Annotated in this window: 20 protein-coding genes; 19 read left to right on the top strand and 1 reads right to left on the bottom strand. The window is 64.1% G+C overall.

Annotated features, from left to right (window positions below; translation table 11 throughout):
* Window positions 1-5: 5 nt before the first annotated feature.
* A complete protein-coding gene (locus K7I12_RS08900; protein WP_442908038.1) occupies window positions 6-626 on the bottom strand; it encodes an arylesterase in 621 nt (206 codons plus the stop codon).
* Window positions 627-771: 145 nt separating this feature from the next.
* Between K7I12_RS08900 and K7I12_RS08905 the strand changes: the two genes are divergently transcribed.
* From K7I12_RS08905 to K7I12_RS08995, 19 genes are all read left to right on the top strand, one after another.
* Entirely contained in the window at window positions 772-1,500 is a 729-nt protein-coding gene (locus K7I12_RS08905) for an ABC transporter ATP-binding protein (protein WP_031384230.1), read from the top strand.
* The gene (locus K7I12_RS08910; protein WP_231663934.1) at window positions 1,497-4,058 is read left to right on the top strand and encodes an ABC transporter permease; all 2,562 of its coding nucleotides are present in this window, start codon (window positions 1,497-1,499) and stop codon (window positions 4,056-4,058) included. Before K7I12_RS08905 ends, K7I12_RS08910 begins: the two co-directional genes overlap by 4 nt.
* Before the next feature lie 75 nt (window positions 4,059-4,133).
* Window positions 4,134-4,370 (top strand): AbrB/MazE/SpoVT family DNA-binding domain-containing protein, encoded by a 237-nt coding sequence (locus tag K7I12_RS08915; protein ID WP_031384228.1) that lies wholly within the window; start codon window positions 4,134-4,136, stop codon window positions 4,368-4,370.
* Window positions 4,364-4,690 carry a type II toxin-antitoxin system PemK/MazF family toxin gene (locus K7I12_RS08920; RefSeq protein WP_231663935.1) on the top strand — a complete coding sequence of 109 codons (327 nt, stop codon included), beginning with the start codon at window positions 4,364-4,366 and terminating at the stop codon, window positions 4,688-4,690. Before K7I12_RS08915 ends, K7I12_RS08920 begins: the two co-directional genes overlap by 7 nt.
* A gap of 179 nt (window positions 4,691-4,869) precedes the next feature.
* The gene (glyA, locus tag K7I12_RS08925) at window positions 4,870-6,132 is read left to right on the top strand and encodes a serine hydroxymethyltransferase (protein WP_231663936.1); all 1,263 of its coding nucleotides are present in this window, start codon (window positions 4,870-4,872) and stop codon (window positions 6,130-6,132) included.
* Window positions 6,133-6,312: 180 nt separating this feature from the next.
* Window positions 6,313-6,717 carry a nucleotidyltransferase substrate binding protein gene (locus tag K7I12_RS08930; protein ID WP_231663937.1) on the top strand — a complete coding sequence of 135 codons (405 nt, stop codon included), beginning with the start codon at window positions 6,313-6,315 and terminating at the stop codon, window positions 6,715-6,717.
* On the top strand, window positions 6,717-7,013 hold the full coding sequence (locus K7I12_RS08935; protein ID WP_231663939.1) for a nucleotidyltransferase family protein: 297 nt from the start codon (window positions 6,717-6,719) through the stop codon (window positions 7,011-7,013). Before K7I12_RS08930 ends, K7I12_RS08935 begins: the two co-directional genes overlap by 1 nt.
* A gap of 304 nt (window positions 7,014-7,317) precedes the next feature.
* Complete coding sequence (locus tag K7I12_RS08940) at window positions 7,318-9,111, top strand: type I secretion system permease/ATPase (RefSeq protein ID WP_231663940.1); 1,794 nt, start codon at window positions 7,318-7,320, stop codon at window positions 9,109-9,111.
* A 1-nt stretch (window position 9,112) separates the two neighbouring features.
* Window positions 9,113-10,480, top strand: a complete 1,368-nt coding sequence (locus K7I12_RS08945) for an HlyD family type I secretion periplasmic adaptor subunit (RefSeq protein ID WP_231663967.1) — start codon at window positions 9,113-9,115, stop codon at window positions 10,478-10,480.
* 2 nt (window positions 10,481-10,482) lie between these two features.
* A complete protein-coding gene (locus K7I12_RS08950) occupies window positions 10,483-12,006 on the top strand; it encodes a TolC family protein (RefSeq protein ID WP_231663942.1) in 1,524 nt (507 codons plus the stop codon).
* 72 nt (window positions 12,007-12,078) lie between these two features.
* On the top strand, window positions 12,079-13,386 hold the full coding sequence (locus K7I12_RS08955) for an undecaprenyl-phosphate glucose phosphotransferase (RefSeq protein WP_231663943.1): 1,308 nt from the start codon (window positions 12,079-12,081) through the stop codon (window positions 13,384-13,386).
* Between the two features lie 14 nt (window positions 13,387-13,400).
* On the top strand, window positions 13,401-14,867 hold the full coding sequence (locus K7I12_RS08960; protein ID WP_231663944.1) for a mannose-1-phosphate guanylyltransferase/mannose-6-phosphate isomerase: 1,467 nt from the start codon (window positions 13,401-13,403) through the stop codon (window positions 14,865-14,867).
* A gap of 40 nt (window positions 14,868-14,907) precedes the next feature.
* Entirely contained in the window at window positions 14,908-16,083 is a 1,176-nt protein-coding gene (locus K7I12_RS08965) for a glycosyltransferase (RefSeq protein ID WP_231663945.1), read from the top strand.
* 7 nt (window positions 16,084-16,090) lie between these two features.
* Entirely contained in the window at window positions 16,091-17,305 is a 1,215-nt protein-coding gene (locus K7I12_RS08970) for a glycosyltransferase family 4 protein (RefSeq protein ID WP_231663946.1), read from the top strand.
* Between the two features lie 31 nt (window positions 17,306-17,336).
* Window positions 17,337-18,140, top strand: coding sequence for an ABC transporter permease (locus tag K7I12_RS08975; protein WP_231663947.1), 804 nt, complete (start codon window positions 17,337-17,339; stop codon window positions 18,138-18,140).
* A 154-nt stretch (window positions 18,141-18,294) separates the two neighbouring features.
* Window positions 18,295-19,542, top strand: a complete 1,248-nt coding sequence (locus K7I12_RS08980; RefSeq protein ID WP_231663948.1) for an ABC transporter ATP-binding protein — start codon at window positions 18,295-18,297, stop codon at window positions 19,540-19,542.
* Window positions 19,539-21,101, top strand: a complete 1,563-nt coding sequence (locus K7I12_RS08985; protein ID WP_231663950.1) for a class I SAM-dependent methyltransferase — start codon at window positions 19,539-19,541, stop codon at window positions 21,099-21,101. The genes K7I12_RS08980 and K7I12_RS08985 overlap by 4 nt, the downstream gene beginning before the upstream one ends.
* Window positions 21,098-22,147, top strand: a complete 1,050-nt coding sequence (locus K7I12_RS08990) for a glycosyltransferase family 4 protein (protein WP_231663951.1) — start codon at window positions 21,098-21,100, stop codon at window positions 22,145-22,147. Before K7I12_RS08985 ends, K7I12_RS08990 begins: the two co-directional genes overlap by 4 nt.
* Window positions 22,144-24,615: a glycosyltransferase family 4 protein gene (locus tag K7I12_RS08995; protein ID WP_231663952.1), complete on the top strand. Its 2,472-nt coding sequence runs from the start codon at window positions 22,144-22,146 to the stop codon at window positions 24,613-24,615. The genes K7I12_RS08990 and K7I12_RS08995 overlap by 4 nt, the downstream gene beginning before the upstream one ends.
* Window positions 24,616-25,280 lie beyond the last annotated feature (665 nt).

The raw sequence follows: 25,280 nt of genomic DNA on the forward strand, positions 1-25,280 counted from the left end.
TTTTTTTAGTCTTTAGGCAATGTGGCCTCGGCGACGGCCTGCTCGGGCAGCAGCTTCTCCAGCGCCGGCCAGATGTTGTCGAGGACCAGGGGCTGCGCCTCGGCGGTGGGGTGGATGCCGTCGTCCTGCATCAGCGAGTCGTCGAGCGCGATGCCCTTTAGGATGAACGGCACCAGCGGCACGTCGTAGCGCTCGGCGAGGGTGCGGTAGACCCGACTGAAGGCATCGGCGTAGGCTTGCCCGTAGTTGGGCGGAATGCGAATGCCCAGCAGCAGCACTTCGGCGCCGGCCTGCTGGCTGGTCTCGATCATGTCCGCCAGGTTGGCGCGCATTTGCGGCGGCGGCAGGCCGCGCAGGCCGTCGTTGCCGCCGAGCTCGAGCAGAACGATGTCGGGCCGATACTGTCGCAGAAGTTCGGGCAGTCGCGTGGCGCCGCCCGAGGTGGTTTCGCCGCTGATGCTGGCGTTGATCACCTCGATTTCGTCGGCGAGCCGCTCGTCGAGCAGCTGCACCCAGCCCGACTCGCGCTCGATGCCGTAGGCCGCGCTCAGGCTGTCGCCCATCACCAGCAGCTTGGGCGCCGCCATGGCCGGCCCGGCCCAGGCCGCCAACAGCAGCCATAACAACAGCGCCGCCAGCCAGGTACGTTTACCATTGTGGTCGGACCATCGCCCAACCAAGCCTCGCCCAACTATAGATTGCCCAACTATAGATTGCCCAACTATAGATTGCCCAACTATAGATTGCCCAACTACAGGGAACGTTTGTCTCATGTCCAACTCCCAAGCGCGTGAATCATCGGTGTCCTCGGTACCCATTCTACAGGCCCGGGGGCTCAGCAAGCATGTCGACAGCGGCGAGCGCCGGCTGACCATCCTCGATCGGCTCGACATCGGCGTGACGGCCGGCGAGAGCGTGGCGATCCTGGGCAGCTCGGGCTCCGGCAAGTCGACCCTGCTGGGCCTGCTGGCCGGGCTCGACGTGCCCAGCGCGGGGAGTCTCGAGCTGTTCGGCGAGTCGCTGCCGGCGCTCGACGAGGACGGTCGGGCGCGGCTGCGTGCCGGGCGGGTCGGCTTCGTGTTCCAGAATTTCCAGCTGCTGCCGACGCTGACCGCGCTGGAAAACGTGCTGCTGCCGCTGGAACTCGCATCCGATGGCGATCCCGCCGCGCGCGGGCGTGAATGGCTACAACGGGTCGGGCTCGGCGAGCGTCTCGACCATCTGCCCAAGCAGCTGTCCGGCGGCGAGCAGCAGCGCGTCGCTGTGGCGCGGGCCTTCGTCACCCGGCCCGAGCTGGTGTTCGCCGACGAACCCACCGGCAATCTCGATCGCGAGACCGGGCGGACCGTCATCGACCTGCTGTTCACGCTCAACCGCGAGGCCGGCACCACGCTGGTGCTGGTCACCCACGATCATCACCTGGCGCGGCGCTGCGGGCGCTGCCTGCGTCTCGACGCGGGGCGGCTGGTGGCGCTGGATCGCGACGAGGTCGAGGCATGAACGGCATGCTCGGACTCTCGCTCAAGGGGCTGCGCCGCGACCTGCGCGCCAGCGACGTACGGGCGCTGTTCATCGCCCTGGCGCTGGCGGTGGCCGCGTCGACGATGATCGGCTTCTTTCTCGACCGCCTGGATCGCGGCCTGACCCGCCAGGCCGGCCAGCTGATGGGCGGCGACATCAAGCTCGAACAGGGCCAGCCGTTCGACGAGTCGCTCTACCAGACGCTGCGCGACGCCGGGCTGACGCTCGCCGACCAGGTCGACATGGTCTCGATGATCAGCCGTGGCGAGGCCTTCCAGCTGGCCAGTCTCAAGGTGATCGACGACGCCTATCCGCTCTACGGCGAAGTCCGCGTCGACCTCGGAGACGGCCAGATCAGCCAGTTGCCCCGGGGGCCCGAGCCGGGCTCGGTGTGGATCGCGCCGCGCCTCGCCCAGCTGCTCGGCGTGGGCGTCGGCGACAGCGTGCAGGTCGGTCAGGCCGAGCTCACGGTCAGCGGGCTGATCGAGCGCGAACCGGACCAGTCGGCGGGCTTTTCCAGCTTCAACCCGCGACTGATGATGCGCATTGCCGATCTCGATGCCACCGGACTGGTGCGTCCCGGCTCGCGCATCGAGTACGAACTGCTGGCCAGGGGGTCGCCCGAGGCGGTGGCCGGCGTCGACGCGCTGCTCGAGCGTCTCGCCGGCGAGGGCGTCGATGTCGAGGACGTGCGCGACGATCGTCCGCAGCTGGGCAGTGCACTGGAGCGCGCCGAGAAATACCTGAGCCTGGCGGGGCTGGCCGCGGTACTGCTCGCCGGGGTCGCCGTGGCGATGGCCACCCGCCGCTATGTCGACCGCCACCTGGATACCGCTGCGCTGCTGCGCTGCTTCGGCGCCACCCAGTCGCAGCTGTCGAGCCTGTTCGCCTGGCAATTGCTGTGGCTGGCGCTCAGCGCCTCGGCGCTCGGCGCGCTGCTGGGGCTGGCCGGGCAGGCCGGCCTGCTGGCGCTGCTCGCGCAGTTCCTGCCGATGGAGCTACCGCCGCCGGGCATTCTGCCGCTGCTGATGGGCGTGCTCACCGCGCTGGCGGTGCTGGTGGGCTTCGCCGGGCCGACCCTGTTGCGACTCAAGCGGGTCAGCGCGCTCAAGGTACTGCGTCGCGAACTCGACCCGCTGCCCGCCTCGGCGTGGCTGGTGGTGGCGATGGCCAGCCTGGTGTTCGGCGCACTGCTGTGGCTGTATTCCGGCGATCTTGCACTTTCCGCGGCGCTGCTGGTGGGCGGGCTCATCGCCCTGGCGCTGCTGTGGGGGCTGGGCTGGCTGCTGCTCGGCCTGGTATTGCGCCTGGCCGGACGCAGTGGGTCGGGGCAGGGCGCTGCCGGCAGCGGCGGTTTCGCCCAGGCGCTGCGGCTCGGCGCCCGTCAGCTGGCACGGCGGCGTCAGGCGAGCCTCGGCCAGTTGCTGGCGTTCGCCGTGACCTTCGCGGCGATGGCGATTATCACCCTGGTGCGCGGCGACCTGCTGAGCGCCTGGCAGGCGCAGCTGCCCGCGGACACGCCCAACTACTTCGCGATCAATATCCAGCCCGGCGAGCGTGACGGCTTCGTCGAGCTGCTCGATGGCGCGGTGGATGCGCGCACCGCGCTGTACCCGATGGTGCGTGGCCGGCTCACCGCGATCAACGGCGACGAGCCCCGCGAGGTGGTGCCTGAAGAGAACCGCGGCGACAACGCCCTGCAACGCGAGCTCAACCTGACCTGGCGCGCCGACGTCCCCGAGGGCAACCGCGTGGTCGCCGGCGAGTGGTTCGCTGACGATAACGGCGAGCCGGTGGACGGTGATAGCGGACGGCCGGTGCCGATCTCGGTCGAGGACGGCCTGGCCGAACGGCTCGGCGTGGGGCTCGGCGATACCATGAGCTTCACCGTCGGCAGCGACCGGGTCACCGGCGAGATCACCAGCCTGCGCGATCTCGACTGGGACAGCTTCCGGCCCAACTTCTTCGTGATCTTCCCGCCCGGGGTGCTCGAGCGCTACGGCCACAGCTACATCACCGCCTTCAAGCTCGACGCCAGCGAGCACCGCGACCTGCTGAGACGCGTGGTCGAGGCCTATCCCGGCGTGTCGCTGCTCAACGTCGATGCCATTCTCGAACGGGTTCGCGAATTGCTGGCACAGGTCACCCGCGCCGTGGAACTGGTATTGATATTCGTGCTGCTGGCCGGGGTCAGCGTGCTGTACGCCGCGCTCACCGCCAGCCACTCGCTGCGCACCCACGAAAGCGGCCTGCTGCGGGCATTCGGCGCCGGCGACCGGCTGATCTCGCGCATCCAGGGCGTCGAATTCGCCCTGCTGGGGCTGACCAGCGGGCTGATGGGTGCGCTGCTCGCCGAGCTCGCCGCGGCCGGGGTGTATGTCGGCTGGCTGGACCTGGCGCCGCGCCTGCATCTCACGCTGTGGCTGGCGCTGCCGCTGGGCGGGGCGCTGCTGATCGGGCTGATCGGCCACCTGCTGGCGCGCGGGGTGCGCCGGCAGACCCCGATGGCCAGCCTGGGGCTGCTGGGCGAGGCGTGAGGCAAGCATCGGCTACTGGTGGAATCGTCTTCAGCGTAATAACATGGTTATTACGCTGATTGGCCAGGAGGAGCCATGAGAACGACATTGCGTAAGATAGGCAATTCACGCGGTGTGCTGATTCCCGCGCTACTGCTCGATGAGTGCGGTATCGATGGCGAGATCGAGCTGCACCAGGAAAACGGGCGCATCGTCATAGAGCCGATAAAGCCGGCCCGTCAGGGATGGTTCGACGACTATCAGGAACAGCGAGATACCGACGCCTGGCAGGGATTGCCCCCGGATACCGACAGTGACGATTGGGAATGGTGAAACGGCCAGAATCCGTTCGGCGCGGCGATGTCTTCTGGGTGAACCTGGACCCGACCCTGGGCAGCGAGATACGCAAGACCCGGCCCGCGCTGGTCGTCTCGCCCGATGACATGAACGCAGCCTTGCCGCGTGTCATCGTGGCGCCCATCACCAGCAAGGGCCAGCCATTGGGCTGTCGGCCCGAACTGACCTTTCAGGGCAAGCGAGCCCGCATCCTGCTGGACCAGGTGCGCTGTATCGATAAAACCCGCCTGCTGGGTCGGCTGGGCGAGATCGACAAGGCGTTATGGCACCCACTGCTACTGGAAATGTTCGAGTAGATTCGAAAACTGCTAACCGGTGAAAGGTAAGGGCGAGTTCATGACCAACTGGCTATAGCAGAGCTAAACCCAAGGTGAGAAATTCTCGGGTCGGCTTGACCGGCTTTCATGTGAAAGGCCGGGAGCGCTGGGGTATCATGACGCCTGATTTTTTCGCTTTAAGCCGAGGATTATCGCCGATGTTCACCCGTGATATGCAGGTTGCCGGATTCGACGACGCGTTGTGGGATGCGATGCGCAAAGAGGTCGCTCGCCAGGAGGCGCACATCGAGCTGATCGCCTCCGAGAACTACGCCAGCCCGCGCGTCATGCAGGCCCAGGGCACGCAGCTGACCAACAAGTACGCGGAAGGCTATCCCGGCAAGCGCTATTACGGCGGTTGCGAGCACGTCGACGTGGTCGAGCAACTGGCCATCGACTACGCCAAGCAGCTGTTCAACGCCACTTACGTCAACGTCCAGCCGCACTCCGGCTCGCAGGCCAACGCCGCGGTGTTCCAGGCGCTGGTCAAGCCCGGCGACACCGTGCTGGGCATGAGCCTCGACGCCGGCGGCCACCTGACCCACGGCGCCAAGCCCAACTTCTCGGGCAAGCACTACCATGCCGTGCAGTACGGCCTGGGCGAGCACGGCTTGATCGACTACGACCAGGTCGCGCAGTTGGCCCGCGAGCACCAGCCGAAGATGATCATCGCCGGCTTCTCGGCCTATTCACAAATCATCGACTGGGCGAAGTTCCGCGAGATCGCCGACGAAGTGGGCGCGTTCCTGCTGGTCGACATGGCGCACATCGCCGGGCTGGTCGCCGCCGGCGTCTACCCGAGCCCGTTGCCCCACGCCCACGTGGTCACCACCACCACCCACAAGACCCTGCGCGGCCCGCGCGGCGGCCTGATCCTGTCCGCCGAGGACAACGCCGACATCGAGAAGAAGCTGCAGTCGGCGGTCTTCCCGGGCGGCCAGGGCGGCCCCTTGATGCACGTCATCGCCGCCAAGGCGATCTGCTTCAAGGAAGCCATGGACCCAGAGTTCAAGAGCTATCAGCAGCAGGTGGTGAAGAACGCCCAGGCGATGGCCGGGGTGTTCCTCGAGCGTGGCTTCGACGTGGTTTCCGGCGGCACCGAGGATCACCTGTTCCTGCTCTCGCTGGTCAAGCAGGGCCTGACCGGCAAGGACGCCGACGCCGCGCTGGGCCGTGCGCATATCACCGTCAACAAGAACGCCGTGCCCGGCGATCCGCAGAGCCCGTTCGTCACCTCAGGGCTGCGCATCGGCACCCCGGCGGTCACCACCCGCGGCTTCGGCGAGAGCGAATGCCGCGACCTGGCCGGCTGGATCTGCGACATCCTCGACGCCCTGGGCGAGGGCGACTCCAACGTCGCCGAAAGCGAGGTCAAGGCCAAGGTCGATGCGGTCTGCGCGCGCCTGCCGGTATATCGCTGAATGACGTGATACCGTGGCGCTGAGCGGTGTCACTAGTATTCAGGCCATGTCCCTGCAAGAGACATGGCCTTTTTGTCTGACAGCCTGGCAATAGTCCCTTTGCCGGTGGTGCGTAGAATTGGGCAAGATAGGCTGCGATGAACGCTCGGTGCGCTGCGGCAAGCGACATAGGGGGTGGCAATGGCCGACGATATCCGCTGGGAACAGCGTTTTTCAAACTATATCAATGCGCTATCACAGCTTGAGCAGGCTGTCGAAGCATATGGCGATACGGAGCTGGATATCATCAAGGAGGGTGTCATCCAGCGCTTCGAGTTCACGCACGAACTCGCCTGGAAGGTCATGAAGGATTACCTCGAGCATGAAGGTATCCAGAACGTGACTGGGTCGCGCAGCGCGGCCCGCCATGCATTCAACATCGGCCTGCTGCAAGATGGTCAGGTATGGATGGACATGATAGAAACCCGCAATCACACGGTGCATGCCTACCGCCGCAGCATCCTGGAAACCGAGTTCCAGAAGATCGTCGAGCGCTACTATCCAGCATTGAAGCAGTTTCGGGAGATGATGGAGCAATATCGCTGATGTTCGGCTTGTCGGAGAACACGATCGAAGCCATCCGTGGTGCCCTGTCAGCCTGCCCCGGCCTAGAGAAGGCGGTGATCTACGGTTCGCGGGCCAAGGGGACCTTTCGGCCCGGTTCCGATATCGATCTGGTGCTTTATGGCAGCATCTCCGACGAAGACCTGCTCCGGCTACTGAACCGCGTCGATGAGCTCAACACACCCTATCTTTTCGACATCGTTCGCTATCAAGATATCGACAATGATGAGCTGCGTGCGCATATTGCGCGGGTCGGCCAGCGATTCGACACGGCATAGCCCCTACAATCGCTGTGACGACGACTGCAGAGTTCGTTCGTCACTTCCGATTTGCGCGCGCCTGCTGGCATATCGTCAAACCTGGGCGGCATACCATCCGGGCCTCGGCTTAGCGAGGCCCGATCGACTGAATACTCCCGTTTACCCCTAGCTGATCGAGGCGTCGCTTGCGACGCCTCGATCTATTCTATGTCCCCTCTCATGATGCCGGCGAGAATCTGATATCCTTGGCGCCCGGTCGGTTTGGGCTTGGACGCCTGCTGCCGTTACATCCTCTGTTCTTCGTCCTATAGCGAGCGATTGCATGGCCACCCAGAAAGAAGCCACCGATCTGCAGCGCGCCCTCAAGGTGTGTCGCGGATCATTCTTTTCGGTGGGGTTTTTCAGCATGTTCATCAATTTATTGATGCTGGTGCCCCCCTTGTACATGTTGCAGGTCTACGATCGCGTGATCAGTTCGCGCAGCGAAGAAACCCTGTTCATGTTGACCTTGGTCGTGGTGTTCCTGTTCATGGTCATGGGTGGGCTGGAACTGGTGCGCTCGCGGATTCTGATTCGCGTCGGCAATCGTCTGGACAAACTGGTCAATGAGCGCCTTTACAGCGCGATGTTCCGGCGCAGCGTGCTGACCCAAGGCAAGCAGACCGCGCAACCGCTGAGCGACCTGACCAACCTGCGTCAGTTCCTAACCGGCAACGGGCTGTTCGCCTTCTTCGATGCCCCTTGGGTGCCGATCTACCTGGCCGTGCTCTATCTCTTTCACCCCTGGCTGGGCGTTTTCGCCACTGTGGCGGGTGTCGTTCTGCTGGTGTTGGCGATAGCCAACGAGAAGGCCACCAAGACGCTGCTGGCCGAGGCCAATAACGACCATATCAAGGCTCAGGATCTGGCCAATTCCAACCTGCGCAACTCCGAGGTGCTGCATGCCATGGGCATGCTGCCGGGGATCATGGGGCGCTGGGCCGGCAAGCATCACGAATTCCTCTCCAAGCAGTCGCAGGCCAGCGATCGCGCGGGCGCGCTGACCAATGCCTCCAAGGTCCTGCGCATGCTGTTCCAGTCGCTGATCCTCGGCCTGGGTGCATTCTTGGTGCTCCAGGGCGAGATGACGCCGGGCATGATGATCGCCGGCTCGATCCTGATGGGCCGGGCCCTGGCGCCGATCGACCAGATGATCGGCAGCTGGAAGGGCTTCGTCAGTTCGCGCAGCGCCTATCATCGCCTCAACGAACTGCTCGAGCAGATTCCCGACGAGCAGCGCCGCATGTCGCTGCCCACGCCGCGTGGCGACATCGCCATCGAGACCGTCGCCGCCGCGCCGCCGGGGGTGCGCATGGCGACGATTCGCGGCATCAACTTCAGCGTCGACAAGGGCGAACACATCGGCATCATCGGTCCCAGCGCCGCCGGCAAATCCACCCTGGCGCGAGTGCTGTTGGGCATCTGGCCGTCGCAGGTTGGCACGGTACGCCTCGACGGCGCCGATATCGTCCAGTGGAACCGCGACGAACTCGGCCCGCACATCGGCTATCTGCCCCAGGACATCGAGCTGTTCGACGGCACCATCAGCGAAAACATCGCCCGCTTCGGCGAGGTCGATGCCGAGAAGGTCGTGGCCGCTGCCAAGAAGGCCGGCGTACACGAGATGATCCTGCAGTTGCCCAACGGCTACGACACCTATATCAATGCCGCCAGCGGGGCGCTGTCAGGCGGCCAGCGTCAGCGCGTGGGGCTGGCGCGTGCGCTGTATGGCGATCCGGTGCTGGTGGTGCTCGACGAGCCCAACTCCAATCTCGACGATAGCGGCGAGCGGGCGCTGGGCGAATCGATCAAGCAGCTCAAGGCCGAAGGCGTCACGCTGTTCGTGATCAGTCATCGCAATAGCGTACTCAAGCACGTCGACAAGTTGCTGGTGCTCAAGGAGGGCCAGGTCAGCATGTTCGGCCCCCGCGATCAGGTGCTGGCCCAGTTCGCCAAGACGCCGGCGCAAAAGGGCAACAATGCCCTGGGTCGGTCGAATACCGGCCGGCTGACCGCCGTTCAGGGGGCGAACAACCCCGGCAATGCCGACAAGCCGCAATCTCGGGAGCATGAGTAACATGGCAGGCGACAATTCCCGCAGTATCGATATTACGCCGCCTCGGCAGTTGACCTCCGACGAGTCGGCGCCGGCCAGCTCGCTGCCCACCAGCGACAAGAGCTATCGGCGTCTGGGCCTGGCGATTCTGCTGGTCGCCTTCGGCGGCTTCGGCGGCTGGGCGGCCACCGCCGACCTGGCAGTTTCGGTTGTGGCGCCAGGGTCGGTCTCGGTCGAATCGTTCAAGAAGACCATTCAGCACCTGGAGGGCGGCATCGTCGACGAAATCAACGTCGAGGATGGCGACCATGTCGAAGCCGGGGACACCTTGCTGGTGATCGACAAGACCCAGGCGCGCTCGCAGCTCGAGATCTCGCGCTCTCAATATCTGATCAATCGCGCCGCCGAGATCCGCCTGCTCGCCGAGCAGGAAGGCGCCGAGTCGCTGACGTTCCCCGATGAACTGCTCAACAGCGACGCCCAGCGCGTCAAGGAAGTGCTGGCCGTTCAGCGTGCGCTGTTCCAGGCGCGTCGCGGGGCGCTCGAAGGCACCCTCAGTGCCCTCGACGAGCAGATGGCCCAGATGCGCGAGCAGATCGACGGCTTGCAGGGCATGATCGAGGTCAACCAGGCGCGCATGGCGTCGTTGAAGGAAGAGGCCCAGGACTACCGCTCGCTGTTCAAGGAGGGGTTGGGCGACAACCAGCGGCTGCGCGAGCTGGAGCGCCAGGTCATGCAGTTCCAGGGCGAGGTCGCCCAGAATCGCTCCAAGATCGCCGAGCTCAAGTCGCAGATCAGCGAGAACAAGGTCCAGAAGCAGGTCAAGATCCAGGAGTTCCAGAAAGAGATCGGCGAGCAACTGCGCGAGGCCCAGGCCAACATCGCCGATGCCGAGGAGCGCATCACCGCGCTCAGCGATCAGGTCAAGCGCACCACCGTCACCGCCCCGGTGACCGGCACCGTGGTGGGTTTGAAAGTGCACACCGTCGGTGCGGTGATCAAGCCCGGCGATCCGATCATGGAAATCGTCCCGTCCGGCGATAACTTCGTCGTCGAGGCTCGCGTTCCCGATCGCGACATCGATAATATCTATCCCGGGCAATACGCCGAAATCCGCTTCAGCGCCTTCAATCAGCGGCTATCCAACGTCATCGATGGCGAAGTCATCAACGTCAGCGCCGACTCCTTCGAGGACGAAGCCACCGGGGCCAAATACTACAAGGCGCGGGTCAAGGTGACCGACGAGGGCAAGAAGGAGATGACCGAGAACATGCAACTGCTTGCCGGCATGCCCGCCGAAGTGCTGATTCGCACCGGCGAGCGGACGTTCGCCAGCTACATGACCAAACCGATCACCGACATGCTGGCTCGCGCCATGCGGGAGAATTGAGCATGCAACGCCCACGCACGTTCCGCACGGGGCTGCCCGGCCTTTTGCTGATAGGGCAGCTGTTCTCGCCACTGGCCGCCGCTCAAGCGACGTCGATAATGGATGAGGTCGATGCCAGCCTGCCGGCGCTGGACGGGTCGCTGAATGGTTCGCTGAAGGATCAGACAGTCGGCACTGCATCGGCTCCGGCGCCAGGTGACGCACGCAGCGAGGCACTGCCCTCGTTGCCGCGACTGTTCGCTCTGGCGCTCGAGAACGATGCCGACCTGGCCAGCCAACGCTACGATGCCGAGGCCACCGCGCAGCAGGTGCCCATGGCTCAGGCCGGGCTCAAGCCGCAAATATCGGCCAGTGCCGGCTATGCCTACCAGAAGTCGGACAATTACTACACCGACAACCCGGCCTATAATCCCGATAACGAGCTCAGCGGCGCCGGCGACGATTACGAGGCGCGCTATCAAGGTATTACCCGCGACCAGACCTGGCAGGTGCAGCTGACCCAGCCGCTGTTCAGCCTCGAGCGTTGGCGCAAGGTCGACAAGGCCGAGGCGCAGAGCGATGCGGCGCAATTGGAAGTCGCGGTCGCCGAGCGCGACCTGGCGTTGCAGGTCGCGAAAGCCTACCTGGACGCCTTCGTGGCCTCGCGCAAGCTCGGCTTGCTTGCCTCGAAGCAGGAATCGCTGACGCTTCAGGTCAGGCAGGCCCAACGCGCCTACGACCTGGGCGTCGGCGATCGCATCAACTTGCTCGAAGCCCAGTCGCGGCTCGATCAGGCGGTCGCCGATACCGTCAGCGCCGAGAACGAACTCAACAACGCGCTGAGCATGCTGGAGCGCTTGACCGGGCAACTGCCCCAATTCGCCGGTAGCGGCCTGGGCGATCTCGGCGGGCTGACGCTGTCGGGAAGCTGGGACGAGCCCGAGCCCTGGCTCGCGCGCACGGTCAACAACGTCGAAGTCGCCCTGGGCAAGCAGCAGATGGAAATCGCCCGGGCCGACACCGGTGTACGCCGCGCCGGACGCTACCCCGAGCTCAATCTCAATCTTTCGTATTCGGATCGCGCCTCCAACGACCCCTTCCGCGAAAGCAGTGACACCTCGGCCAGCTTGCGCCTGAACGTGCCGATCTATCAGGGTGGTTACACCAGCGCCAGCGTCAAGCAGGGCGAGCTTGCTCAGCAAGCCTCCCAGGCGGGCTACATCAATGCGCTCAAGCTGGCGCGCCAGGAGGTTCGCCAGCGCCTGCGTAGCCTGCAAGGCGATGCGCGTCAGATCGAAGCGCTCAAGCGCTCGATCGAATCCGCCAGCCTGTTCCTGGAGGCCGCCGAAAAGGGCGAACAGCTGGGGCTTCGCGACCTGGTCGACGTGCTGAATGCACGCGCCGATCTCTACGACCTGCGTATCCAATTCGTCGACGTCGTGCGCCAGTACCTGCTCGACCGGTTGAACCTGCAAGCCGCCGTCGGCGATCTGGGTACCCAGGATCTGGTCGACAGCATGGCGCTGCTGTCGCGTGTAAGCGGTTAAAAAGACATGGCGTCGCGAACGAGCAATGAAATGTTGCGTCTGGTCATGCGCGGCTTCGATGCCGCCCTGGCCATGGCTGTCGGCGCCTTCTTCCTGTGGTGTCTGCCCAATCTCGACTATATCTACGGAATCGAATATCCCCTGTTGATCATCGCTGGGGCTCTATTGTTACCCGCGGTAGGTGAGATGTTCGGCCTCTATCAGGCATGGCGTGGTCGCAGCATATTCAGCATGTTCGGTACCTACGTCATCAGTTGGGCGGTCACCGTTCTGCTGATCAGTGCCTTTCTGGTCGTCACGCAGAGCGGCTATATCTATTCGCGCTTATGGATGGCGCTTTCCAGTCTGGGCGTCCTGGCCATCGGCCTGTTGGCGCGGGGGGGGCTGTACGTTTACCTGCGTCGCCTGCGAGCGAGCGGACACAATCTCAAGTCCGTGCTATTCATCGGTCGTCCCGAGAACGTCGACCAGGTGCGCCAGCGGCTGACCGAAATCCCCTATGCGGGCTATCGCATCGACAGACTGATCGTGCACGAGGATGAGGCTCAGGTCCTCAATCAGGTTCGCCTGTTGGTCAACGATTCAGTTTTCAGTCGTACCTTCGACGAGATATGGCTGAGCTATCCACTGAATCACGGCAATACCGTCAAGGCACTGGCCGATCAGTTGATCGCCGTGCCGGTCGACGTGCGCTACTTTCCCGATCTTTCAGATGTGCGATTGCTCAATCATCGCATGACCCAGGTCGCCGACATGTTTTCCATCGATCTCAACTACAGCCCCTTGCGCGGTCCGGCGCGGATTGCCAAGGCGATAGAAGACCGGTTGCTGGGGACGTTGCTGTTCGCGCTCTTCGTGCCGGTCATGCTGCTGATCGCAGCGGTCATCTGGCTAACCATGGGGCGCCCGATATTGTTCAAGCAGTACCGCCACGGCTTGGATGGCAAGCGTTTTCGTATCTACAAGTTTCGTACCATGCACAAGCATGAGACGGGCAGCAGCACCCAGCAGGCTCAGCATCTGGATGGTCGCATTACTCGGCTTGGGTATTGGCTGAGGCGAACCAGTCTTGACGAGCTTCCGCAGTTCTATAACGTATTGCAGGGCCGAATGTCATTGGTCGGGCCCAGGCCCCACGCAATGGATCATAATGCCTTGTACAAGGATATGATCGGTGCTTACATGCAGCGTCATCGCGTCCGGCCGGGGATTACTGGCTGGGCGCAAGTTCACGGCCTGCGTGGTATCACCGAAGATGTCAGCGACATGGAAAAACGTATAGAATATGACCTGTATTACATCAATAACTGGTCGCTGGGATTCGATCTGAAGATACTGTTGCTGACAGTTACGCGGGGATTTGTCAACGACAAACCCTAAATTCAGGAGTTTTCATGATCATACCCGTCATCTTGTCCGGCGGCTCCGGCTCGCGTCTGTGGCCTGTCTCACGCGAGCACTATCCCAAGCAGTTCCTCAAGCTGAACTCCGATACCCACAGCCTGCTGCAGGAAACCGTGCTGCGCCTACGGGGCCTGCCGGATTGTCGGGAACCATTGATCGTCTGCAACGAGCAGCATCGCTTTCTCGTTGCCGAACAGCTCAATAGCCTGGGTGTCGCGCCGGCGCGCATCCTGCTTGAAAAGGAAGGCCGTAATACCGCGCCGGCGCTAGCGCTGGCCGCCATGGCCGCGCTGGAAATCGAGGACGATCCTCAGTTGCTGGTGATGCCGGCCGACCATGTCATCGAACGGCCGGAAGCCTTCCTTGCAGCCGTATCCGATGGTTTTTCCATGGTCGCAAGCGGCAGCCTGGTGACCTTCGGTATCCAACCGGCGGCCGCCAATACGGGGTATGGCTACATTCGCAAGGGTGAGCCGCAGGGAGCGGGCTTCAGCGTATCCGCTTTCGTCGAGAAGCCTGATGCAGAGCGGGCCCAGCAATACCTGGAAAGTGGCGACTACTTGTGGAACAGCGGAATTTTCCTGTTTCGGGCACGCCAATACCTGGCCGAGCTCGCCGAGCACGCGGCGGACATATTGCAGTCTTGTGAAACCGCTTATCACAATCGCAGTGAAGATCTCGATTTTCTACGTGTCGATAACGCTGCCTTTGGTGAATGCCGCAGCGACTCCATCGACTATGCGGTCATGGAGCGTACCCGCCACGCCGCTGTAATCCCCATGGATCCGGGCTGGAATGACATTGGCGCCTGGGATTCTCTGCATGACCTCAAGGCGAAACACGCCAACGCAGAGGGCAATGCGATCCAGGGTGACGTGCTGTTGCATGCATCGCGCAATAACTTCGTGCGCAGCGAATCGCGGCTGGTGGCCGCCGTCGGCGTCGACAACCTGATCATCGTCGAAACCGACGACGCCGTCCTGGTGGCCGATCGCGACCATGCCCAGGACACCAAACAGATCGTCAACATGCTCAAGTCGCGCAAGCGTAGCGAGTGCCACAGTCATCAGCGCGTCTACCGCCCTTGGGGGCACTACCGCACCATGGTGATCAGCGACGGTTTCCAGGTGAAGGAGATCGTCGTCAATCCGGGGCACACGCTCTCGCTGCAAATGCACCATCATCGTGCCGAGCATTGGGTCATCGTCCAGGGGACCGCGCGAGTCACCCAGGGGCAAGGCAACGACGACACGCTGAACAGCTTCCTGCTCTCCGAGGATGAGTCGACCTACATTTCGCTGGGCACCGTGCATCGGCTGGAAAACCCCGGAAAGATTCCGCTGCGACTGATAGAAGTGCAGACCGGCAGTTACCTGGGGGAAGACGATATCGTGCGTTTCGATGACGTCTACGGGAGGGTCGAGACACTCGTGGCCGGTGTCGATGCGAATGCATGAAGTCTCGCTTGAACCGACAGACGTCTCAGACAGTACGACCGTGAATGCCTTGGAATCGCTGCGTGATTCGGCAGCCTCATTGCGCGTGGCCATCGTCCATGACTGGCTGGTTGCTCGTGGCGGGGCGGAAAAGGTGCTCGACGCACTGCTCGAGGCTTTTCCTCAAGCCGCTATTTATACCGTCGTCGACTTTATGCCCGAGGAGATACGCGAACGTATCTCTCGGCACCGTATCCATTGCAGTCTGATACAACGCCTTCCGTTCGCGCGGCGGCATTACCGGCATTATCTGCCGCTGATGCCCTATGCCATCGAGCAGCTCGACCTGCGCGATTTCGATCTGGTCATTTCCTCCAGCCACGCCGTGGCCAAGGGCGTCATGACCCATCCCGGCCAGGCTCACGTGTGCTATTGCCATACGCCGATGCGCTATGTGTGGGATATGAAGGAAGCCTACCTGGCCGATTCCGGGGTCAAGTTTCCGCCGTTGAACTGGCTGATGCGCTATACGCTGCATCGTTTGCGGCAGTGGGATTACATGACGGCCGGCCAGGTCGATCTGTTCATCGCCAACTCGCAGAACGTCGCGCGACGCATTACCAAGTACTACCGGCGCTCGTCGGCCATCGTGCCTCCTCCTGTCGACCTGGATGCGTTCTCGTTTTATCCCGGCCCACGCGAAGGTTATTATCTCACCGCCTCGCGAATGGTCCCCTACAAGCGCCAGGATCTGATCATCGAGGCGTTCCGCCAAACGCCCCAGCGACGCTTGCTGGTAATCGGCGATGGTCCCGAGCGCAAGCGATTGGAGCAACTGGCGCAAGGCGCGGAAAACATCGAGATATTGGGGTATCTACCCATCGACGACTTGCAACAACGGCTGTCGCGCGCGCGCGCATTCGTCTTTGCGGCTGACGAGGATTTCGGCATCGCGCCGCTCGAGGCTCAGGCATGCGGCACGCCGGTCATCGCCTACGGCAGTGGCGGAGCGTGCGAGACCGTGCGTGGCGAGGAAGGCGCAGAACACGCCACGGGCTGTTTCTTCGAGGAACAGACGGTGACCAGCCTGCTGGCGGCCCTCGAGCGTTTCGAAGCGCGCACCTTCGAGGCCGTGGATTGTCTGAGCCAGGCCCGTCGGTTTCGCCACGACGCCTTTTACCATAACCTTCACCAGCAGTTGGCTGGCTGCATGCCGACGCTTGCGTTCAATGACTGAGTCGCCCATGCACGTCATCGTCAATCTGCAACCCCTGCTGAGCCCCTTGACCGGGGTGGGCCATTACACGCGGGAGCTGACCCGTGAATTGGCGAGCCGCCAGCAGACGGCCGGGCCTGTGTCGTCGCTGCTCGGCCTGGCCGGGTTGAGGCTGAGTCCTGTCACTGCCGATCATCCATTGCTGGGTGCCGCCGCTTCGCAGGGCATCGCCGAGCCGGGCAGTGAGAATGCGGCCCGTGCTCGTGTCGGCGCCTGGCAATTCGCCAGGCGGTATCTGCGCAATCCGGTGACGCGGTTTGCCTATCGCCAGGCGTTCGCTCAGCGTCTGCGCGTGCATGCCCTGACCAGCCGGGACGTGCACGACACCCTCTACTGGGAGCCCAATTTCATCCGCCTGCCGTGGCCGGGACGCAGTGTCGTCACGCTTCACGACCTGTCGCATTGTCGCTTTCCCGAATATCACCCCAGGGAGCGAACGGCCTTTTTCAATCGGCATCTGGCCCGGAGTGTCGCCCGCGCGACGCGCATCAACGTGGTATCGCAATTTACCGCCAATGAAGTGATCGATCTGTTCGACGTTCCACCCGAACGGATCGACCTCGTGCCGCCGGGCGTGGCGCCGCGTTTCTTCGACGTCGATTCGGCTCGGCGTGACCGGGTTCGCCAGGTCCATGGATTGCCCGCCCGTTACTGCCTGAGCGTGGGAACGCTCGAGCCGCGCAAGAACCTGACGACGCTACTGCGTGCCTTTCTCAGCTTGCCTCACGAACGCCAGCGCGACTGCCCGCTGTTGGTCGTCGGCATCACCGGATGGGGCGACGAGCAATTGCCGGATGGCACTGCGCGAGCGCTCGAGGAAGGGCGGGTACGTCGGCTCGGTTACGTCAGCGACCAGGACCTGCCGGCGCTGTATGCCAACGCGACGATTTTCGCCTATGTCTCTCGCTACGAGGGCTTCGGCATGCCGGTGATCGAGGCCATGGCGGCCGGCGTTCCGGTACTCACGGCGGACCGGACAGCGACCCGCGAAGTGGCCGGCGAAGCGGCGTTGACGGTTGGGCCGGACGACGTCGAGGCCATTCGCGGCGCCCTGATCCGGCTCCAGGACGACACCGCTCTGGCCCAGCAACTACGGGAAGCAGGGCGACAACGCGCCCAATCCTACACCTGGCAGAAATCGGCCGATGCCCTGGAAGCCTCGTTCCTGCAAGCCACGCGTTAACAAGCCACCCTTTAACTAGCGATACGTCTTCATGCGACAACGCCTTAGCGCTATACGTGCCAGCCTGCCGGTAATTCTGCACCTGACCCGGCAAGACCTTATCGAGCGCCATTCCGGTTCGTTGCTCGGCGCAACCTGGACCTTCATCGCGCCACTGGTCAATATCCTGGTATTCGTGCTGGTCTTTTCGCGCATCATGGGCGCCAAGCTGGAAGGCTTCGGTGCCGAAATCGACCAGTACTCCTACAGCATCTACCTGATCTGCGGGGTACTCGCCTGGACCGCCTTCGCCAACAGCCTCGGCCGCATCACCAACCTCTACAAGGATCAGAGCCACCTGGTCACCAAGGTCAGCGTGTCGCTCCTGGCGTTGCCGCTGTCGGTACTGCTCGCCGAAACCATCGTCTATATCATCAGCATGGGCTTCTTCGTCGGCTTTCTGCTGCTGATCGATTTTCCGCTGTCGGCCTACTGGATCGGGGTACCGGTGATCTTTGGCCTGCAATGCCTGAGCGTCTATGCCGTCGGCCTGAGCCTGGCGATCATGGCGGTCTACCTCAAGGACATCAAGGAAGTCGTCGCCGTGGTGCTGCAGGTCTGGTTCTGGGTCACGCCGATCGTCTACGTCACCCAGATCCTCCCCCCTTGGGTGCTCGGCTGGATGCAGCTCAACCCGTTCTTCACGCTGGTCAACGCCTACCGCGACCTGATCATGTACCAGCGCTTGCCCGAACTGCTGCCGCTCGGCATCTTTACCGCAGTCACCGCGCTGATACTGTGCCTGTCTTTGTGGTTGCTGGGTCGCACCGAACGCGACCTTCGCGACTGCCTCTAAAGCGTCGACTGAAAAATAGGCGAGCGATGCTCAGACAAGGCAAAAATCAGTGAGAAAACGGAGTTTACATGGGGTAAATGAGTATTTTGAGTTGATTTTTAACACCGTATGAGTGAGAGCAGACATTTTTCAGGCACCGCTTAGGGAGAGAGCCATGATCGAAATCCAGGGACTCAGCAAGACCTTCAAGCTCTTTCACCGCCCGCTCGACCGGTTTTTCGAAGCGGTGACCGGCAAGTGCCGGCATACCAGCTACCACGCCCTGAAGGACATCAGCTTCCAGGTCGCGCCCGGCGAGGTGCTCGGCGTGCTGGGGCGTAACGGCGCCGGCAAGTCGACGCTGCTCAAGCTGCTCACCGGGGTGCTACTGCCCGACAGCGGCACGATCCACATCGACGGGCGAATCACCGGTCTGCTCGAGCTGGGCACCGGCTTCAATCCCGAACTCACCGGGCTGCAGAACATCACCGCCAACGGCCTGATGCTGGGCATGAGTCACGAGGAGATCGAAGCCAAGCGCGACACCATCGTCGAGTTCTCCGAGCTCGGCGGCTACATCGACGAGCCGCTGCGCACCTATTCATCCGGCATGTCGATGCGCCTGGCTTTCGCGATTGCCATCCACGCCGACCCGCGCTGTTTTCTGGTCGACGAGGCCCTGTCGGTGGGCGACGGCTACTTCCAGCAGAAATGCATGAAGCGCATTCGTGAATTCAAGAACGGCGGCGGCTCCATCCTGTTCGTTTCGCACGACCTCAACGCCGTGAAGATGCTCTGCGACCGCGCGCTGGTCATCGAAGGCGGGCAACTGGCCTACAACGGCAACGCCGACGACGCCGTCAATCTCTACAACCGCATCATGGCGCGCCAGGCCGAAGAAGAGGAGGGGCGTCACCAGCAGCGCAACGATCGCGCCTACGGAAGCGGCGAGATCAGCGTGATCGACGGCTCGCTGTTCGGCGAAAACAGCCTCAGCAGTACCCTCGCCAGCGGCGAGCGCCTCGAGCTCGACCTGACGCTGGAAGCCCGCGAGGCCGTCGACGACGTCACCCTCGGCGTGCTGATCCGCGATCGCTTCGGCCAGGACATCTTCGGCGTCAACACCTTTCAGCTGGACCAGGCGGTGAGCCTGCAAGCCGGCGAGCGTCAGCAGGCCCGGCTACGCCTCGACGCCAACATCGCCCCCGGCAAGTACACGCTCACCGTGGCGCTGCACAGCCGCGAGCATCATCTCGAGGACTGCTACTGGTGGTGCGACAGCTACCTGCAGTTCGAAGTGGCCGGTTACAAGCAGCATCTCTTTTCCGGCATCTGCCGGCTCCCCACGGACATTCAGATGACTCCGGTCGCCGCGGCCCCGCCAGCGGGCCGACCGACCGAACGCCAGGAAAGCCAGTCATGACCCAGACTTTCGATTCCATCGACAGCCTGATCGGCCGTCTCAAGGCCGTGGCCCGGCAAGTCGAGGCCGACGAAGCCACCACCGAACCGCCGCCGTTCGCCTATCGCGAACGCTTCGGCGAGCTGCTCGACGACACCGTCGATCCGCTGCGCGTCAGCGACCCGCTCAGGCCGCGCCTGGAAGAACTCGTCGCCGCCCGGCATGGCGACGAGATATTCCTGCAGCGCGTCTACCGTACCCTGATGGGCCGCGACGCCGACCACGACGGGCTCAGCCACTATCTCGGCGTTTTGCCCCACGCCGGGCGTCTGTACGTACTCGCCGAGCTGCTGTGTGCCGACGAAGCGCGCGATTACCTGGCGCGTCACGGCGTGACCGTGCCGCGGCGGGGCATGCTCACGCTGCCGTTTCGCCTGGTCGGCCGCCTGGGGCCGCTGGGTCGCGCGTTGCGCCCGCCGATGCGCCTGGCCTATCGGCTGGCGTCGATCGCCGTGCGCCCGCGCATGCGCCTGCTGGAACGCATCGCCTCGCGCGAGGGCCGCGCCGAACGTCGCGACATCCTGATGCGCGACGTGCTGATCGAACTCGACGGCGAACTGCAGCGCCAGCAAACTGCCGGCAACGTGCACGAACAGCGCCTGAAAGCGCACGACGAGCGCTTCGCCGAGCAGGCGGAGTCTGCCCAGCAGCAGAGCCAGCGCATCGACGCGATCGAGCGCCACCAGCCGGCGCTGTGGAGCGCGCTGCAACAGCACCGGCGCGCCGTGGAGCGCCTCGTCGAGCCCCCCGCGGCGGCACCCACGACGCAAGCGGGCGAACAGCTCGACCAGGACCTGCTGGACGCCTACTACCTGGCCTTCGAGGATGCCTGCCGCGGTAGCGAAGCGGCGATCTACGCCCACCTGCGCCAGTACCGGCCGCAATGGGACCAGGCCCTGGAAGTCGGCAATCGCGCGCTCGACCTGGGCTGCGGCCGCGGCGAATGGCTCCAGCTACTCGCCGAGCAGGGCTTCGCGCCGCATGGGGTCGATCTCAACGTCGCCATGATCGATCATTGCCGCGACGCCGGCTTCGAGGTCGAGCACGGCGATATCATTCAGGCATTGCGCCAGCAGGGCACCGACAGCCATGCGCTGATCAGCGCCTTCCACCTCGCCGAGCACCTGCCGTTCGCTGCGCTCTACGCGATGATCGACGAAGCCCAGCGTGTGCTCGCCCCCGGCGGCGTGCTGATCGTCGAGACGCCCAATCCCGAGAACCTGCTGGTGGGCAGCCACACCTTCTATCACGACCCCACGCACCTCAACCCGCTCACCCCCACGGCGATGAGCTTTCTGCTGCGTTACCTGGGTTTCGCCGATGTCGAGGTGCGGCGTTTCAATCCCTACCCGGAAGAGGCCAAGGTGCCCGGCGACGACCCGCTCACCGAGCGTGTCAACGGCCACCTGTGCGGCCCGCAGGACTTCGCCGTGGTTGGCCGCAAGGCCGCGCCCGCCGATGCACGCCTGTTGGAAGCCGCCAGCGGTGACGACACGCCGGCCGAGGAGGCGCAGCCGTGAGAGTGCTGGTTACCGCCAATCTCGTTCCGTTCATGCGCGGCGGCGCCGACTACCATATCGAGGGCGTGACCCGCGCATTGCGCGAGCATGGCCACGAGGTCGAACTGCTCAGGCTGCCGTTTCGCTTCCAGCCCGAAGCCGACATCCAGCGCGCCATGGACTACGCCGAAACGCTGGATTTCACCGCCCCCAACGGCATGGCCATCGACAAGGTCGTCAGCCTGCAGTTTCCCGGCTACGGCGTACAGCATCCCGATCATGTCGTGTGGGTGATGCATCAGCACCGCGCCGTCTATGAGCTTTGGGAAGACGAATCGGGGAAAGACGACCAGGCCAGCGCCGCCCAGCGCGAACTGCGCGATGCTATCCACGCCTACGACAACCGCCACCTGGCGCGCGCCAGCCGGCTGTTCGCCAATTCGCGGCGGGTCGCCGAGCGCCTGGCGCACTACAACGAGCTTACCGCCACGCCGCTGTATCATCCGCCGTTCGATGCCGAGCGCTTCTACTGCGACGAGGACTGGGGCTACGTGTTCTGCCCCAGCCGGCTGGAAAGCCTCAAGCGTCAGGACTTGCTGATCGAGGCCGCGCGCCACCTCAAGAGCCCGGCGCGCATCCTGATCGCCGGCGACGGCGGCCAGCGCGGGCGCTACCAGCAGTTGATCGAGCGCTACCGGCTGCACGACCGCGTGCGCCTCACCGGGCGCTTCAGCGAGGCCGAAAAGCGCGCCTGGTACGCCCATTCGCTGGCGGTATTCTTCGGCCCGCGCGACGAGGACTACGGCTACATCACCCTCGAAGCGATGCTCTCCGGCAAGCCGGTGATCACCTGCGAGGACAGCGGCGGCCCGCGTGAATTCGTCGAACACGACGAAACCGGATGGGTGCTGCCGGCCGAACCCCAAGCGATCGCCGCCGCCATCGACCAGGCCTGGGCCGACCGCGCGCGCAGCGCCGAAATGGGCCGCGCCGGCCAGGCCGCCTACCACCGCGCCGGCATCGGCTGGCAGCAGGTCGTCGCCACGCTGCTCGGGGAGGGAGCATGAAGATCGCCCTCGTCGCGCCCAGTGGCGTGCCGTTTGCCGTCGGCGGGGCCGAAAAGCTGTGGTGGGGCCTGCAGCATCACGTCAACCAGTTGAGCGATCATCAGCTCGAACTGATCAAGCTGCCCAGCGCCGAGCGCAACTTTCCCGAACTGATCGCCAGCTACCGGCGCTTCGCCGAGCTGGACCTGAGCCATTTCGACCGGGTCATTTCCACCAAGTACCCGGCCTGGATGGTCGAACACCCCGACCATCACCTGTACCTGCAGCACACCCTGCGCGGGCTCTACGACACCTACCCCTGGCCGCAGCGCGCCGAACACGCCCCTTTCGAGCCCCAAGCCTGGCCGGGCGAGAAGGGCCGCCAGGCCATTCGCCTGCTGCGCCACCACCCACGGCTCAAGCGCCTGAAGCACCTGCTCGAGGCCACGCCGGAGCGTGCTCAACTGCCCGAGCTGTTCGGCATCGTCCACGCCCTGCTGAACGGCAGCGGCCTGCCCGAGGCCGCCCGCGACGGGTTGTTCGCCTTTCCCGGCCCGCTGACCCGGGCGATCGTCCATCACCTCGACGCCATCGCCCTGGCGCCGAGGGCGATCCGCCGCTACGCCGCCATCTCGCGCAACGTCACCCGTCGCGCCGACTACTTTCCGCGCGGCGTGCCCATCCAGGTGATTCACCACCCCTCGGACCTGCCGGTATTCGAAGGCCGCAATCACGACTATCTGTTCACCGTCAGCCGGCTCGACGGCCCCAAGCGCATCGACCTGTTGCTGCGCGCCTTCTTGCGCAGCGAGGCCGACATCGAGCTGCGCATCGCCGGCACCGGCCCGCAGGAAGCCGAATTGAAGGCGCTCGCCGGCGACGACCCGCGAGTGCGTTTTCTCGGCTTCGTTCGCGACAGCGAGATCGTCGCCCAGTACCGCGACGCGCTCGCCGTGCCGTTTTTGCCATATGACGAGGACTACGGGTTGATCACCGTCGAGGCGATGGGTGCCGGCAAGGCCGTGATCACCTGCGCCGATGCCGGCGGCGTCAATGAATTCGTCGAACACGGCGTCACCGGCTGGAGCGTCGCCCCCAGCGAGCAGGCGTTGGCCAGGGCGCTGAACGAGGCCGCCATGGACCGTGCGCGCACCCGGCAGATGGGCGACAATGCCCGTGTGCGCGTCGCCCACGTCAATTGGCGCCAGACGCTCGATCACCTGCTCGCCGAGGCCCCGGTCGAACGCCCGAGCGACCCGCAGTTTCCTGTCGTCACCGGCATCGGCGGCGGCGCGCACTGGCTGGTGCTCAACACCTTTCCGGTCTATCCGCCGATGGGCGGCGGCCAGAGCCGCATGTTTCACCTCTACCGACATATCGCCAGCGAGCTTGGCGTGCGCGTCACGCTGCTCTCGTTGACCGGCCCCGACGACGAGGAGCGCGAACAGACCATCGCCCCCGGCGTGAGCGAACATCGCGTGCCGCTCAGCCGCGCTCAAGCGCGCCGCCTGCACGATCTGACCCAGGCGCTCGAGGCGCCGGTCGACGACATCGCCGGCATCCACGGCTGGCGCGACAACCCCGCCTTCATCGCCGCGCTCAAGCGTCACGCCGCCCACGCCACGCTGGGGGTATGCGCCCACCCCTACCTCGTCCACGCGCTGTGCGAGCACTTCGACGGCCCCTGGCTGTACGAATCGCACAACGTCGAGCGCGACCTCAAGCAAGCGATCCTCGCTGATGCGCTCAGCCGTGGCGTCGCGGAGGCGCAAGCCGCGCTGGCCGACGTCGAAGCCGCCGAGCGCCGTGCCTGTCAGGAAAGTAGCGAAGTGCTGGCCTGCGCCGAGGGCGACCTGCATCTCTTCCGCGAGCGCTACCAGCTTCCCGCCGACAAGGGGCGGGTGGTGCCTAATTGCGCCGACCTCGCGGCGCTGCCAATGATCGACCTGCCCACCCGGCGGCGCTGGCAGGCGCGGCTCGGCCAGCACCGGCCGGTGGCGCTGTTCCTGGGCAGTTGGCACGGCCCCAACCTGCAGGCCGCGGAATTCATCTGCCGGCGGCTGGCGCCGGCCCACCCGGGGACGATCTTCTATCTTGCCGGCAGCCTCTGCGATCACCCCGGTTTTCGCCATCTGCCGCCCAACGTGCGCGCCCTGGGCCGGGTCGGCGATGCCGAACTGCGCGTGCTGCTGGCCAGCGTCGACGTCGCCTTGAACCCCATGACCAGCGGCTCCGGCAGCAACCTCAAGATGCTCGACTACACTGCCAGCGGCGTGCCGGTGCTTACCACGGCGTTCGGCAACCGCGGGCTGGACTTCGCCGCCGACGCCGTGTGGCTGGCCGAGCTCGAAGCGTTCCCGCGCGCCCTGGGCGAATTGCTCGCCTGCGACGACGCGGCGCGCCAGGCGCGGGTCGCCCGCGCCCGCGAGCGCACCGAGCGCCACTTCGCCTGGGGCTCGGCGGTGCGCGTACTGGCGAGCGTCGTCTGAGGCATTGGCCGGCAAAAGCGATTTTTTGACGAAAGCTAAACGTGTGCAACGCGTTTAGTCCTACAAAACAATTGTTTATTAGCCATGCCGAAAAGCCGATCGGGCGGCGCGCCAAGCGTCGCTTTCGGTATCATTTCCGCTCTATGGCAAAATGACTTACAACCAAAGTAGATCGCTTTTCACCGAGCTTTCGGGTCACCACACGCTGCGCTAAGTTGAATGTGAGTGGCCGCTTCTTTCGCAGGCCGCATGAAGCGATAAGGGTTGAATAGAGGTTTAATGTCGGCAGGAGATTTGCTCACCCCCGCGCTGCAATAAAAACTCACATGAGCTATGCTGTCGCCCCAAGAAAAACAGTGTTTTCTTCAGCCGGATCAGCGCCTTGCGAAGGGCAGGCGAAAGTTGCAAAAAAGTAAGCGTTTACTCTCGCCATGAGCCCGGATATAAGCTAATCTCGCTGTCAGTGGCAGGCTAACGATGACGCCGCCAAGCGCCCCCGAGGCGCATGAACGGTCATTGGCATGTCACGAATAGAAGGCTATTTTGTCGATTGTTCGTTAGCATCGCTCGTTGACTAAGTAGCACGGCGGTCATTACATTAGCCGGTATCCGCATCCGTCGCGGTGGTTCATATGGTGACCGGTCCTAAGGAACAATCGGCACGA

The organism is Halomonas sp. IOP_31 (genome assembly GCF_021151495.1).
GTDB classification, from domain to species: domain Bacteria; phylum Pseudomonadota; class Gammaproteobacteria; order Pseudomonadales; family Halomonadaceae; genus Modicisalibacter; species Modicisalibacter zincidurans.